Source organism: Micromonospora sp. NPDC049523 (assembly GCF_040676775.1).
Classification (GTDB): domain Bacteria; phylum Actinomycetota; class Actinomycetes; order Mycobacteriales; family Micromonosporaceae; genus Micromonospora_G.
In genome coordinates, this window is the sequence record NZ_JBFAPP010000016.1 from 144,499 (window position 1) to 158,637 (window position 14,139).

Annotated in this window: 12 protein-coding genes and 1 riboswitch; of the genes, 9 read left to right on the forward strand and 3 right to left on the reverse strand. The window is 71.7% G+C overall.

Going from position 1 to position 14,139, the window contains the following annotated elements:
• The first annotated feature begins 153 nt into the window (after positions 1 to 153).
• The 3 genes from AB0J90_RS24490 to AB0J90_RS24500 are packed head-to-tail and all read left to right on the forward strand — an operon-like array spanning position 154 to position 5,611.
• A complete protein-coding gene (locus tag AB0J90_RS24490) occupies positions 154 to 2,196 on the forward strand; it encodes a glycosyltransferase family 2 protein (protein WP_363599464.1) in 2,043 nt (680 codons plus the stop codon).
• 10 nt (positions 2,197 to 2,206) lie between these two features.
• Complete coding sequence (locus tag AB0J90_RS24495; RefSeq protein ID WP_363599466.1) at positions 2,207 to 3,349, forward strand: glycosyl hydrolase; 1,143 nt, start codon at positions 2,207 to 2,209, stop codon at positions 3,347 to 3,349.
• 45 nt (positions 3,350 to 3,394) lie between these two features.
• A complete protein-coding gene (locus AB0J90_RS24500; protein WP_363599468.1) occupies positions 3,395 to 5,611 on the forward strand; it encodes a hypothetical protein in 2,217 nt (738 codons plus the stop codon).
• On the opposite strand, the gene AB0J90_RS24505 is transcribed toward AB0J90_RS24500, so the two are convergent.
• Positions 5,585 to 6,739: a cobalamin biosynthesis protein CobQ gene (locus AB0J90_RS24505; protein ID WP_363599470.1), complete on the reverse strand. Its 1,155-nt coding sequence runs from the start codon at positions 6,737 to 6,739 to the stop codon at positions 5,585 to 5,587. The two genes, AB0J90_RS24500 and AB0J90_RS24505, sit on opposite strands and share 27 nt — an antisense overlap.
• Before the next feature lie 258 nt (positions 6,740 to 6,997).
• On the opposite strand from AB0J90_RS24505, the gene AB0J90_RS24510 reads away from it, so the two are divergent.
• From AB0J90_RS24510 to AB0J90_RS24530, 5 genes are all read left to right on the forward strand, one after another.
• Positions 6,998 to 8,098, forward strand: a complete 1,101-nt coding sequence (locus AB0J90_RS24510) for a hypothetical protein (protein ID WP_363599472.1) — start codon at positions 6,998 to 7,000, stop codon at positions 8,096 to 8,098.
• Positions 8,099 to 8,115: 17 nt separating this feature from the next.
• Positions 8,116 to 8,748 (forward strand): alpha-ketoglutarate-dependent dioxygenase AlkB, encoded by a 633-nt coding sequence (locus AB0J90_RS24515; RefSeq protein ID WP_363599474.1) that lies wholly within the window; start codon positions 8,116 to 8,118, stop codon positions 8,746 to 8,748.
• A gap of 154 nt (positions 8,749 to 8,902) precedes the next feature.
• On the forward strand, positions 8,903 to 11,044 hold the full coding sequence (locus AB0J90_RS24520) for a M14 family zinc carboxypeptidase (protein ID WP_363599476.1): 2,142 nt from the start codon (positions 8,903 to 8,905) through the stop codon (positions 11,042 to 11,044).
• Positions 11,045 to 11,149: 105 nt separating this feature from the next.
• Complete coding sequence (locus AB0J90_RS24525; protein ID WP_363599478.1) at positions 11,150 to 11,818, forward strand: fasciclin domain-containing protein; 669 nt, start codon at positions 11,150 to 11,152, stop codon at positions 11,816 to 11,818.
• 60 nt (positions 11,819 to 11,878) lie between these two features.
• A complete protein-coding gene (locus tag AB0J90_RS24530) occupies positions 11,879 to 12,184 on the forward strand; it encodes a DUF6582 domain-containing protein (protein WP_363599480.1) in 306 nt (101 codons plus the stop codon).
• 89 nt (positions 12,185 to 12,273) lie between these two features.
• Here AB0J90_RS24530 and AB0J90_RS24535 read toward each other — a convergent pair whose 3' ends face one another.
• Both AB0J90_RS24535 and AB0J90_RS24540 read right to left on the reverse strand, forming a co-directional pair.
• Complete coding sequence (locus AB0J90_RS24535) at positions 12,274 to 13,062, reverse strand: CbtA family protein (protein WP_363599482.1); 789 nt, start codon at positions 13,060 to 13,062, stop codon at positions 12,274 to 12,276.
• Between the two features lie 17 nt (positions 13,063 to 13,079).
• Positions 13,080 to 13,307: a CbtB domain-containing protein gene (locus AB0J90_RS24540; RefSeq protein ID WP_326557719.1), complete on the reverse strand. Its 228-nt coding sequence runs from the start codon at positions 13,305 to 13,307 to the stop codon at positions 13,080 to 13,082.
• Positions 13,308 to 13,360: 53 nt separating this feature from the next.
• Positions 13,361 to 13,434, reverse strand: a riboswitch (cobalamin riboswitch).
• A 117-nt stretch (positions 13,435 to 13,551) separates the two neighbouring features.
• On the opposite strand from AB0J90_RS24540, the gene AB0J90_RS24545 reads away from it, so the two are divergent.
• Entirely contained in the window at positions 13,552 to 14,133 is a 582-nt protein-coding gene (locus AB0J90_RS24545; protein ID WP_363599484.1) for a histidine phosphatase family protein, read from the forward strand.
• Positions 14,134 to 14,139 lie beyond the last annotated feature (6 nt).

Below are 14,139 nucleotides of genomic sequence, written 5' to 3' on the forward strand. Positions count from 1 at the left end.
GGGCTCCAGGTGGGACGGCAATTCGGGGTGAATTGGGGCTACCACCAGGCTTTCGGGTGACTAGTAGGGATCGCCGTGTTTGTCAGCACCACCCGCTTAGGATCTGGTCTAGCAGGGTTTGTCGCGAGCAGAGTTCAGGTTCTTGGGGGAATTGTGAGCGTCGCCGGCCAGACACGCCCGTCCCAACCCGCCACCTCACCGACGTCCGAGCGCCCCGGCGGCTCCCGGCCCGAGCCGGCGCACCGCCGTCCCGGTCGCCGGCAGCGCAACATCAGCGCCAGGGTCGCGTACGCGGGCTGCGGGGCCACCGCCGGCCCGCTCGTCCCGCCTCGGGCGGCGGATTCGCCGGTCGAGTTCCGCCACGTCGCCTCGCCCGCGTCGAGGCTGGTCCTGACCATCCTGGTGTTCGTCAACGCCGCCGCCGGACTGCTCTTCGTCGGCTGGCTGCTGCTGCCCGGACACGTACCCGGAGCGGGTGCGTCCGGGCTCGGCGCCTGGCAGACGACGCTGGCCCGGATCGGCTTCTGCGTGGTCGTCGCCGTCGAACTGATCCGCATCGCGCAGAACGTGTCGGTCTGGGTCTTCGCCTACAACGCCAAGGACCCGGTTCCGGTCGACCCGCCGATCGGCCTGCGCGTCGCCCTGCTCACCACCATCGTGCCCAGCAAGGAACCGATCGAGGTCGCCGAGCGGACGCTGCGCCGGATGCGACAGCTCGTGTACTGCGGACCGGTCGACGTCTGGATCCTCGACGAGGGAGACGACCCGGCCGTGAAGGAGATGGCCGCGCGGCTCGGCGTACGTCACTTCAGCCGCAAGGGCCGACCGGAGTACAACCAGCCCGGCGGCGAGTTCCGGGCCCGGACCAAGTCCGGCAACCACAACGCCTGGCGGGCCGAGTACGAGCACCACTACGACGTGGTCGCGAACGTCGACCCCGACCACGTGCCGCTGCCCGGCTTCCTCGAACGCACGCTCGGCTACTTCCGTGACCCGGACGTCGCGTTCGTGGTGACGCCACAGGTCTACGGCAACATGCACCAGAACTGGGTCGCGCACGGCGCCTCGGTCCAGCAGTACCTCTACAACGGGCTGATCGCACGCGGCGGCAACGGGCTGGACGCGCCACTGCTCACCGGCACCGGTCACCTCTACCGGCCCTCGGCCTGGCGGACCATCGGCGGCTACCAGGACTCGATCATCGAGGACCACCTGACCAGCATCCGGATCCACGCCGCGGCCAACCCGGCGACCGGAAACCGGTGGAAGGGCGTCTACACCCCGGATGTGGTGGCGATCGGGGAGGGTCCCACGTCCTGGGCGGACTACATGAACCAGCAGAAGCGGTGGGCGGCCGGCATCTGGGAGATCCTGGTCCGCCCCGACCTGCGCGCCCCGCGTGACCTCGGCTCCCGACGGCGCTGGCAGTACCGGCTGCTCCAGTTCTACTACCCGAGCGTGGCCGTCAGCCTGCTGCTGGGCAACCTGGCCACCGCGCTCTACATGCTCACCGGAGTGAGCACGGTCCAACTCGACACCCGGGTCTGGGCGGTGCTGTGGGGCTCGACCATCGTCACGTGGTTCATGCTCTGGCTCTGGCTGCGCCGCTACAACATCGCCCGGCACGAACGCGAGGAGATCGGCGTCGTCGGCATGGCACTGGCCCTGTTCGTGGGCCCGATCTACGTGGCGGCGGGACTCGCCGCGGTGCTGCGCCGCCGGCTCGCCTTCGTGGTGACCGCCAAGGGAAAGCTGCGTACCACCGAGTCGCTCGGCACCTTCCGGCTGCACTTCGCCTGGGCCGGCTTCGCCGCCGCCATGCTCGTGGTGAGTTTCGTCCTGGACCACAGTTACCCGCTGCTGCGGGTGTGGCCGGCGCTCACCCTGATCGCGAGCCTGGCCCCGCCCGCGATCGCGATCGTGACGGGCCTGGTCGCCCGCGTCGAGCGGCGGGCCGAGACGACCGGCGGCACCGGTCGGGACGCGGCCGGGAACGGCGACACCGCCGGGTGGGCGGTCTACTACGTCGACGGGCACGGCCGCAACGAGTGGTCGCCGCCGGCCGCCGTACGTATCGACGCGGGCGTGCACGACCGCCTCGATCCGGGCGGGTACGGCCGAGGGGCCACGGGCGGTCACGGACGGTTGGACGCGGGCGGTTTCGCCCGGCCGGCGCACACGCCGCGGAACGGTTGAGGAGCAGGCGATGCTGAGGCTGACGCTACCGCGCGTACTGGTCGCGCTGGTTGCCGTACTTTTGTTGACGTACGCCTTCGCGGTCGCGCCGCGGACCGCGGACCGGTGGGGTGGGGAGGTCGGCGCGGACGTGGCGGCGACGACGCAGCCGAGCGCCCTGCCCTCTGCGTCGCCGAGGGAACCGGAACTGTTCCCGCCCGCCGGTAAGGCGTTCATCGGCGTCATGACGCACGAGGGCGCGTACAACTTCGAGGCGGTGGACGCGTTCACCAAGGCGGCCAAACGCCAGCCGCAGGTGATGCTCTTCAGCGCGGACTGGGCGTCCGGCAGGTTCGACCGGTCGCTGTTCGACCGGGTCAGCGACCGCGGCATGATGCCGATGCTGGCCTGGGAGCCGTGGGACTACCGGATCGACGAGAAGGCGCGCAAGCAGGGCCTGCGGCTGCGGGAGATCGACGAGCTCCGGTCCGACCAGCCGACGTACCGGTTGGCCCGGATAGCGTCCGGGGACCTCGACGACTACGTGCGCTCCTGGGCCGAGGGGATCAAGTCCCTCGGCTACCCGGTCGCGATCCGGTTCGGACACGAGATGAACGGCGACTGGTACCCGTGGTCGGAGGCGGCCAACGGCAACCGGGCGGGCGACTACGTCAAGGCCTGGCGGCACGTACACGACGTCTTCCGTACGGCCGGGGCCACCAACGTGACCTGGGTGTGGAGTCCGAACGTGCAGTGGGACGACTCGACACCCCCGCTCAAGTCGCTCTATCCGGGCGACGACTACGTGGACTGGCTGGGACTGTCGGGCTACTACGGCACCGGCTACTTCTCGGACTACCGGAACTTCGACGAGATCTTCGGGGAGACCATCGAGGAGTTGCGTACCTTCAGCGATCGGCCGCTGGTCATCACCGAGACGGCGGCCGCAGACGACAACGGCCGCAAGGTCGAATGGATCAAGGAGACGTTCCGGCTGTTGCCGAAACACAGGGACATCATCGGCGTCATCTGGTTCGAAGTGGACAAGGAACTGGACTGGCGGATCGTCAGCTCACGGGCGTCGGCTACCGCGTTCGCCCAGGGTGTCGCCGCACCGAGATACGACCTGCGCTGGTCACCGGAGATGGTGCCGCGCAGCGAGGTCGACGACTGACGCCCCACCCACACCCGTCCGCACCGGGTGGGTCAAGATGGCGCCATGACCATCCCGATCGACCATCCGCGGGTTCACGGGTACGACCGGACCATCGTCATCGTCCGAGGCGACGCGCTGCCACCCGAGCTCCTTCCCACCCGGCTGCCTCGGGAGGCCGACCGGCACACGGTCATCGTGGCGGCCGACCCACCGGTGGAACTGGCCGCCCTGGTCGAGCTGCTCTCCCGGCACCTTCCGGTGCGCTGCGAGTCGATCCGGCTGGTGCTCTCCGACGCGGGTCAGCCAGGGGTCGCCCAGGTCATCGCGGACCAACTGCGGATCGAGGTGCTCGCGCCGACCGGTCCGGTGATGCTGCTCCGTACCGGCATGCTGTTCGTGGTCGACGGGACCTGGTGGTGCTTCCGGCCCGGTGAACCGGCCCAGCGCGAAGGCGCCCGGCATCCGGCACCCGACTGGCAGCGGCTGCTGCCGCCGACCCTGCGGGCGGTGCCGGCCGGACTGCGGGTCACCGCCATTCCCGCCGGACTGTGGGTGCACCACGCGGAGCAGTCCGAGGCGGAGCTGACCGCGGCGCTGCTGTCGGTGTACGTGGACGCCGAGCAGCCGACCGTGGTGATCGGCCGCCCCGGCACGCCCGCCCTTGCGCCCGAGCCGGTCTACGACCTGCTGGAGTCGCTGCCCCGGCCGCTGCGCCGCCGGCTGGTCCTGGTGCCGTACGGCGCGGAGAGCGCGACCGCCGACACGGTCGGGGAGTGGCTGGCGGCGCGTACCGGCGGCACCGTGGAGGTGATGAGCGGGGTGGCCGACACGGACTCCGACGGCGCCACCGTCCGCACCACGCTCGACGCGAGCGGCGAGCCGGGTTGGCGGCCCTTCGCGCAGCGGCTCGTGTACCGCGCCGGAGCCACGCCACAGGTGACCGAGTGGCGCCGGCCGCTGCCGGACGTGCCCGGCACCGGTGGAATCCAGCGGATCGACGAACGCTGGGCGATCGAGGTGGTCCGCAGCGGACTCTGGCTGCGTAGCGCCGCACCGGATCCGGAGCAGGACCTGGTCCGGCGCCTGCCGATCGACGCCAACCACCCGTTGCTGGTGCTCGGTGCCGCCGTGGTGGCGGCGCCGACGCAGGCACGGTCGGCCATCGACACGGTGGTGGGGGCGCTGCCGGCGACCGTCACCGGTGCGCTGCGACTGGTGGTGACCAGCCCGCCGGACACCGGCGCACCGGCCTGGACGGCGTTGACCGCCCGCTTCGGGCCGCTGCTGGCGGTGGTCGGACCGGGACACCTGGTCGAACTGCCCGCACCGGAAACCAACTCGGGCGCGGAGCAGGAGGCATCCTCGACGGCCGGCGATCCGTCGCCGGATCAGGAGGTGCCACCGTCGACAGAGGTACCGGCGGTGCAGGTGCCGGCAGCAGAGGTGACGTTGGCGGACGTGCCGGTGGTATCGCTGCCGGTGGTCGCCCAGGAGCCGCGTCGGCCGGGTTTGCGGCCGGGACGCCTGGTGGTGTCGCAGACCGCGGATCCGTTGCCGGTGCCCGGCCGGCACAGCGATCCGTCGGAGCGGCAGGTGCTGCGCGAACTGCTCGGCGACCGCTATCCGGGCTACGCCGAGATCGTGACGCGTTCGCCGAGGGGGCAGGCGGACGGCCGGGACGGCGACGCCGTACTGACCGACCTGGCCACGGTGGTCGCGTTCGTCGACGGTGACGAGCTGTTCGACACCGCCGGCTACGCCGACACCGACACCGCCGCCGAGGGCCAGCCCGATGCGGTACGCCGGGAGGTGGCCTCGTGCCTGCACAGCGGGCTGCTGCGGCTGCCCGTACAGCCGGGGCCGGTCTTCGCGTCCTGGGCGGTGCCGGAACCCGTCGCGGGCGAGGTGCTGCACACCACCGACGTGCTGGCCGCGGCGGTGTCCCCGTACCGGTGGGAGCCGGGTCGGGCGGTGCCCGTGGTCTGGTCGACGGCCGGGCGGAACACGGCCGGCGTGACGCCGGCCGGGCGTGAGTGCGTACTCTTTCCGGCCGGCACCCGCTTCCAGGTGGTCGGTCTCGACCACCTCGACCGCCCGGGGCCCGCGTTCGTGCTGCTGCGCGAGCTGGAGGCGGGTGAACCGGCCGGCGGACCGGCCACCCCGGAGGGCGAGGCCGCGGACCGGCGGGCCCGTGAGGGACTCCGGCGGGCGGTCGAGGCGGTACGCCGAGCCGCTACCGCCGCCGGTCGGCCCTCAGCTCTGGTCGCGGATGGCGAGTGAGTCGACGATCGAGCTGCACGCCATCAGCCAGGCCCGGCGGGTGGGGATGGCGAGCGCATCGAACTCGATCCGCCCGCCGGACCGGATCAGCCGGTCGTACGGGATGACGACGACGTCCCGGACCACCTTGCGGTAGCGCTCCACGATCTCGTCGAGCAGCTCGGTGTCGGGTTTGGGGTCGGCACAGGAGACGACGGCGACGGCGTTCTCGGCCAGGTCGGCCCGGCCGGTCCGGATCAGGTGGTCCAGCATCCACAGTCCACTGTCGGCGACGTCACGCTGCACCGTGGTCGGCACGACCAGGCAGTCCGCGACGGCGGTCGCCGACTGCCAGTTCGCCGAGCGGATGTTGTTCCCGGTGTCGACCACGATCAGGCGGTAGAACCGGCACAGCGCGGTCCACAGCTTGGTGAACGCCTCGTCGTCGATGATCTCCATGCTGCCGGCGGCGTCGTCCGAGGCGAGTACGTCGAACCGGGCGCTCTGCGGTCGCAGGTACGCCGACAGCCGCCCGACGCTCGCCGTGGTGGCGAGGAACTCGTCGATGTTGTGCAGCAGGTTGATCACGGTCTGTTCGTGCGTGGCCGACTCGGCCCGCATGCCGAGGGTGCCTCGGGTTTCGTTGTTGTCCCAGGCCAGCGTGTAACCGCCGCGGTGGAAGCCGAGGGTCGCGGCGGCGAGCAGCGCGGTCGGCGTCTTCGCCGCCCCACCCTTCGGGTTGGCCACCACGATCGACATGGTCCGGCTGAACGGGCGGAGCAACCGGCGGCGGGCGGCCCGGTGCACCAACTCGTCCTTGGTCGCGATCAGGTTCAGGGTCCCGCCGCTGAACCGGTTCGCCCGACCGCGCCAGCCCCATTCCGCCCGGGGCTGCCCCGGCTGGCTCGCCGGGATCCCCTCCAGCGGGGCCGGTACGGCGGCGCTGTCCGGCACCGTCGGTGGTTGGCGGGGCGCCTGCCAGGCGAGTCCGGCCGGTGCCGCCGACGGCTGCGCCGGCCCGGTCGGCGGTGGTGGCGTGGCCGGATCCGTCGGGCCACCGGCGGCGGGCGTGGGCTCCGGAGTGCGCGACTTGTGCGCTGCCGACGCGGGCTCCGGAGTGACGGGCTGGTGCGCTGCGGACGCGGTCATGACGGATCTCCCTGTCGATCAGCCGACGCTCGGTGCTGCCGCCGACCGGGGCAGTCGAATGGCGGGACTGTACGTGAGTCGGGCCCCGGATCCCATGGTGCGAAAACCGATCCGGCGGACTGCGGCGGTCGCGCCGCAGGTAGCCGGGGAAATGGGCCTCGACTTGGGAAATCTCACCTGAACCAGATAGGCGTCCGCGCCGTAGTCGCTTCGTACGTTCGCCCGGCGCGGGCACTCGGCACGGTGGGAAGGACGGTCGTGGCGGCAGGTTCGGAAGCGGACACGCGGATCCGGTTACGGCTCGACGAGTTGCACGGGCTGTTGCTCCGCGTGGCCGTGCGGTTGCCCGACGGACTGGTCACCCAGGCTCGGCAGTGGCTGGCCGAGGGGAGGGCCGTCGAGGTCGCGCAGGCGGTGGTCTTCGGCGCGATCGCCGGCCGGGTCGCCCTCACCGAGGCGGACGTCACCCTGCTCGGTGGGGTACTCGCCGAAGCCGGTGAGGAGACCGAGGCGGTCGACGACGTACCGCGGGGGATGCCGGCGCCGTACCGGTTCTACCGGCTGGCACCGTTGCACCCGGAGGTGCTGGTCGAGCACGGCGAGCCGGTGGCGTATCCGCCGGACCTGACCAGGGGACACGACGGTCCCGGCGGGCCCGATCCGGTCGACCTCGCGCTGGTCGGGGCGGTGCCGGACCGGATCACCGGCGTACGGGCGCTCTGGCGGGTCTGGTCGTTTCCGGACCGGGCCACCCGGTGGCCGCCGCCCCGCCGGACGTACCTGGTGCAGGTCCTCGCCGACCGCAGCCTCGACCAGCCCGCGGTGGCCGCCGCGGCGCAGGGTGTGCTGCTCGCCGCGGGCGAGCGAGACCCACGGGTGGAGGTGTTCGCCGAAGCGGGCGGTCTGCCCGACTACCAACGCGCCGCACTGGGGCGGGCCGCCCTGCTCTGGGCCGCCGCGCCGCCCCGGCCGATCCGGTTCGCCCGGCACGTCGGCGCTGGTCAGGGGCGCGGCGACGACGGGGAGCGGCTCGACGCCGACGAGCGGGACCGGGTGCTGGGCTACCTGGACGCGGGTACGCCGTTGCTGCTCACCCCGGACCGCGCCGAGGACCCGCTGGACCGGGCACGGGGTCCGGTGGTGCCGACGAACGTCCGTACCGACGGGTGGTGGATCTGGACCGACGAGGTCTCCTACCGCCTGCGCGAGCACGGCCTGGCACCCGAGGCGGACCTGCTCGCACATGTCCGCCGCAACGATCACCTGCCGCCGGAGGTCGATTCGGTGGACCTGCACCGGGCTCGGGCCGCGCTCGACACGCCGGGGCGGGGCACCCCGTTCGTACGCCTGTTCGATTGAGGCGTACGCTGGCCCTCATGGCGCACGGCGTTTACCAGCCATCGATGCTGGATACGGCCCCCACGGCGAGCCTCGGTCGGCTGGCCGGGGCGGTCCGGCGGCACGAGCTGACCCGGGGCGCCTGGGTCGACCACCTACCCGGCTGGGTGCAGGGCTCCGACCTGGTGCTCGCGACGTTGCTGGACGAGGTCGACTGGCGGGCCGAGCGTCGCCGGATGTACGACGGGCAGGTCGACGTCCCCCGCCTGCTGCGCTGGTACGCCGGCCACGAGACGCTGCCGCACCCGCTGTTGAGCGAGGCGCGTCGCCGACTCAGCGCCCACTACGCCCCGGAGCTGGGGGAGCCGTTCGTCACCGCCGGCATGTGCCTCTACCGCACCGGCCGGGACAGCGTGGCCTGGCACGGCGACACGGTGGGGCGGTCGTCGCACCAGGACACGATGGTCGCGATCGTCTCCTTCGGCACGCCCCGGCCGCTGCTGCTTCGGCCGAAGGGCGGTGGGGCCAGCCTGCGCTTCCCGCTCGGGCACGGCGACCTGGTGGTGATGGGCGGCTCCTGCCAGCGCACCTGGGAGCACACGATCCCGAAGACCGCACGCCCGGTCGGGCCGAGGGTCAGCGTGCAGTTCCGGCCCGAGGGTGTCGCCTGATCCTCAGTGGATGACGGCGCATTCGCGCCCGTGCGGATCCGGAGCGATCGAACCTCAAGAATTGCTCAAGATCTTGCGTCATCAACTGGAGTCGATCATGATGGCCAGCACTGCTGTCCCTGATCAACTGCGCCTTCAACACCCTGGAGGTTCCATGCGATACAGACGATCAACGGTAGCCGTCCTGTCCGGGCTACTCGTCGCCACCCTCGGTACGTTCACCGCCCCGGCGGCCGCGCTGGGCAGTCCGAACTCGACCCGGCTCACCGCCCTCGCCGCCGAGGAACCGAACCAGGTACAGGGCCTCGCCGTCGCGCAGGCCGACGGTTTCGCGACGCTGACCTGGACCCCGGTTGCCGGCGCGACCGACTACCAGATCGAGCGCACCCTGGTGGACGGCGGCGACACCGCCACCGGCCCGTCCACCGTGGTCGGGGTCTGGCGCCCCAACCGTCAGATCAACAACGAGAAGCCGACGTTCGCCGACGCCGGCTTCAACCCCGGCGACCGGTTCCAGTGGCGGGTCCGGGCCCGGTTCGGCACCGAGGTCCAGCCGTACTCGCTGCCGGTCTCCGGCACCACCACGGCACCCTGGGGCGACCCGGCCGTGACCGGCGAGAACCTGCGTACGCAGTGGGAGACCACCAAGGCCGCGCAGTACACCAGCGACGTCAACGAGTACGCCTACACCGCGGCCGTCGACGAGCTGAGCGAGCGGGTCCGGGTGGTGGAGATCGGGCGTACGGTGCTCGGCCGGCCGATCAACATGTTCGTCATCGGCTACCCCACCCCGCCCGCCACCGCGGCGGCCGTGGCGGCGACCTCGCCCCTGTCGATCAACTGCAACGTGCACGGCGGCGAGCCGGGCGACCGCGAGGCCTGCCTGATCATGGCCCGCAAGCTCGCCTTCAGCAAGGACTCCCGCACGCTCGACCTGCTGTCGCACACCACCGTGCTGATCGTCCCGACGATCAACGGCGACGGCCGGGCGGCCAACACCCGGGGCAACTCCACCGGGCAGGACCTCAACCGCGACTACTCGCTGATCCGCCAGCCGGAGACCTTCGCGTTCGTGCAGATGCTGCGCGAGTACCGGCCGGTCGCGGGCTACGACGGCCACGAGTTCGGCAACTCCAGCGCCGGTGACCTGCCGATGCTGCCGCCGCGGCACCAGAACGTGGCGACCTCGATCTTCAACGAGTCGCAGCACATGATCGAGGGCCACATGTACGAGCAGGGCGCCAAGGACGGTTGGTGGCCGTGCCCGTACGGGTGCGCCAACGGCGGCAACGTCGGCCTGGGCGAGGAGACCATCCTGCGCAACACGCTGGGCCTGAAGAACGTGGTGAACTCGCTGCTCGAACTGCGCAGCTCCGGTGGCGCCACCCGCCCGGACGAGGGCAACACGGCCAACAACCGGCGGCGCAAGTCGTACTCGGCGATGTGGACGTTCAACCAGTTCCTCGACTACCACCGGGCCAACCTGCCGGCGATCAAGCAGGCGCGGACCGAGGCGATCAAGTTCCAGACCTCAAACAGCAGCCGGATCGTGTTCCGCGGATCGCACCTGATCCCGGCCCACCCGGCACCGCATCCGGGGGAGAGCCCGCCGGTCGCCGACGCGCCCGGTCCGGACCAGATCCTGGACAACGCGCCGTGTGCGTACAAGCTGACCGAGGAGCAGTACAACGGGGCCCGTACCGATGGTCCCGGCAGCGTCGGCACCACCGTGGCGCAGCGCATCCGGGCACACGGCTGGAAGGTGGTCAAGAGCGGCGACGCGTACTACGTGCCGCTCAACCAGCCGGAACGTGGTCTGATCCCGCTGCTGCTCGACGCACAGGGCGCCGAGGAGTTCGTCGGCGGCGAGCGGGTCTACCCGACCGGCTCCAGCCGGTACAACGGCCCGCTGGTCGTCTCCGGCTTCACCTGCCTGTCCGACGGCACGGTCAACGGCCCGGTGACGGTCCGCCCCGGCGCGACCCTCGTCGCCACCGGCACCACGATCAACGGGCCGGTCAGCGCCGCCGGTGCGGCCGGTGTCTTCCTGACCGACAGCACCGTACGCGGTCCGGTGTCGATCTCCGGCACCAGCGGTGCGGTCAACGTGGTCGACGTCAACGTCTCCGGCCCGGTCAGCCTCTCGGCCAACGGCACCGGCGTCGACGTGCCACTGCTGGCCGGCAACTCGGTCAACGGTCCGTTGAGCTGTGCCGGCAACAGCCCGGCGCCGATCAACCTGAACATCGCCAACACGGTGCAGGGTCCGAAGTCGGGCCAGTGCGCGGGGCTGTGAACCCGGCTCCATCACGCACACTGACACACCGGTGAACCCGTGCCGGCGGGTCGGGGCCCACGCCCGGCCCGCCGGCACGACCGTACCCAGAGGCAGGAGATCGTCGTGTCCGAGCCAACCGTCCCGCCGTCCACCCGAAACCGCCCGGTCGACGCGCTGCGGACCGCCGGGCTGACCCTGCTGCTGGTCCTCGCCGTCGCCGGCTGCACGAGCGCCGACGACCGGGACAGGGCGACCGGCGCAGGCAGTACGGCGGTCGCGGTGACCGGCCCGCTGTGCGACGTGCTGCCCGCCGGCACCGATCCGGGCAACCCGGCCTCGCTGGTCGCCGAGCCGGTCGACGTGGCGCTGCAGTGGATCCCCGTGCTGACCACGTTCGAGTCCGCGCTGCGGGCCTCGGGCCTCGCTCCCGAACTGCGCGGCAAGACCGGCCTGACCATTCTCGCGCCGACCGACGACGCGTTCCTGGCCAAGTTCAACGAGGACACGCTCGACGCCCTGTTCATCGAACGCCAGGACGACCTGCGGGCGCTGCTGAAGGCCCACCTCGTCGACGGATCGCACTCGCTGTCCGACCTGCTCGACGCCGGTACGGTGACCACCCTGGACGGAGCGACGGTCGAGGTCACCGCGTCCGGGGCGATGGCCCGCGTGGCCGATCAGGCGGACACCCTGTGCACCGACTACCGGGCCGGCAACGCCCGGATCCACATCATCAACAAGGTGCTCGGCAAACTGCCCACGGACGCCGACGGCCGGGGACACCGGGGCTGACCAGCGGGAATCCTCGGCGCCGAGGGGTGTAGGCCGGCTCACCGTGGGTAGGGGGAGAGCATGAAAACCACCTGGAAGCCGCACGAGGAGCACGGCACCCTGTCGAGCAAGACGAAGCGGGAGCTGCCGGATTCGGTCTTCGCCTTTCCCGGCAAGCGCAAGGAGCCGCTAGTCGACGCCGGCCACGTACGCAACGCGGTGGCCCGGTTCGACCAGGTACAGGGCGTCACCGACGCCGAGCGGGAGCAGGCCTTCGCCAACATCCGTGCCGCCGCGAAGCACTACGGCGTCGACATGGCCGAAACCAACTGGCGCGAGCTCGGCAAGCTGCCGCACACCCCGAACCCGGCCCACAGCCGAGGCTGACCTCCCCGGACGCCGACCACCCGGCGCCGGTCCCCGCTCGACGGGCTTTCACGCCCGCCGAGCGGAGTCGACCGTGTCCGTCTCCGGTCTCAGACCACGACCGGCTCGCCGACGCCGCGCCGGGCGGCGTTGACGCGTACCTGACGTTCGGTCAGGGCGCCGAACAGCAGGCCGAGGGTGGCCCAGGTGACGAACTGGGTGCCGAGCGAGGCCAGCCGGAACTCCCACAGCACCAGGGCCGGGAAGCCGTCGGGCACCTCGCTGATCGACGGCAGCGCGAGCTGTACCACGGTGATGAACACCGCGTACGCGCCGACCGCCAGCAGGGTCGCGTTCCAGGCCCCGTACTGCGGGTGCAGCCAGCGGCCGAGGTGCAGGGCGAGCAGACCGGCGGCCACCGCGATCACGATCATCAGGAAGTACAGGCCGGTCCGTTGGCCGAGGGTGTCCGGGTTACCGGTGGCCGGCGGGTTGGCCGGGTACTTCAGGAACGGCACCAGCGCCACCGTGACGAAGCCGGCGAGGCCGACGAGTGCGGCGGTGGCACGCGGCGAGAACCGTCCGATCCGGCCGTACGCGACCGCGAAGGCGAGCGCGAACAGGCCGCCGAGCGCCACCCCGTACACCAGGGCGGCGGTGGCCAGGCCGATGGTGCTCTGCACGGTGCGGCTGACCAGCTCGGGTTCGGCCGCGTCGGTGTGTGCGGCATCGGCCGCACCGTGCGACGCGGCGTGGGCGGCGGCACCGGCGGCGGACTCGAAGTCGATGGCCTGCCCGACCGGTCCCTCACCGAACAGCGTGGCGAATAGGTACGCGGCGACACCGGCGGCAAGGCCCACCAGCATCCCGCGGATCAGTAGTGAACGAGCGGAGAGCATGGGGGTGTCCGGCCGGCTCAGTGGCAGGGGAAACCGAGCAGGTGCCGCCCGTCGTGGACGAACTCGTGCACCGTCTCGCCGGAGATCAGCGAGGTCACGCCCTGTTCGGCGCCGACGAAGTAGAGCAGCACGACCGCCAGCACCGCGCCGAAGATCGCCCAGGGCAGGATCTGGCGCAGCGGGATCGGTGCCGGCATCGGCACGGTCACGGCGGTCGGGGTCGGCAGTGCGGATACGTTTGCCATGGCAAACCTCCTCGGGATCACGCGTCCCATAGTGGTATCCGTGACGGTGGAGGGTCTGACTTCCGGACTGCCGCATGGCGGAGAACGGTTACAGTGGCGCGACCGTGCCGGGATCTCACCGGCTTCCTCCCACCTTCACGCTGTGGACCGGACGCTACGGGCGGCGACGCCGGGGTGTCAACCTGCACGGGCGTCGTGTGCTTCACGTCCGCCACCATCCGCGGCAAGGAGATCGACTCCGGCGATGACGACCCGACTGATCCTGCTCGCGCACGCACCGACGGCGGCGGTCCGTCGAGCCGCCTTCCCGGTCGACGAACCGCTGGACGCACACGGGCTGGCCGATGCCACGGCTGCCGCCGGCACACTGCCCCGAGCCGACCTCGTGCTCTGCGCCCCGGCCCGTCGCTGCGTCGAGACCGCCGTGGCGCTGGGTCTGGTCCCGACGGTCGACCAGGGGTTGCGTGACGGCGATCTGGGGCGCTGGGCCGGCAGCACGCTCGACCAGGTCGCGGCCGACGAGCCGGACGCGGTGACCGCCTGGCTGACCGACCCGGCTGCCGCGCCGCACGGCGGGGAGAGCCTCGACGACCTGCTCGCCCGCACCGGCGACTGGCTGCGTGACCTGGACGGCTCCACCCGTACGGTGGTCGCGGTCACCCACCCGATGGTGGTCCGCGCGCTGGTGGTCAACGCGATCGCGGCGACGCCCGCCTCGTTCTGGCGGATCGACATCGCCCCGCTGAGCCGGACCGTGTTGCGCGGCGGCGCGAACCGGTGGAGCCTGCGCGGCTCGTCCGAGCCGCTCACCGCGTCCCGCGACTGACCTCCG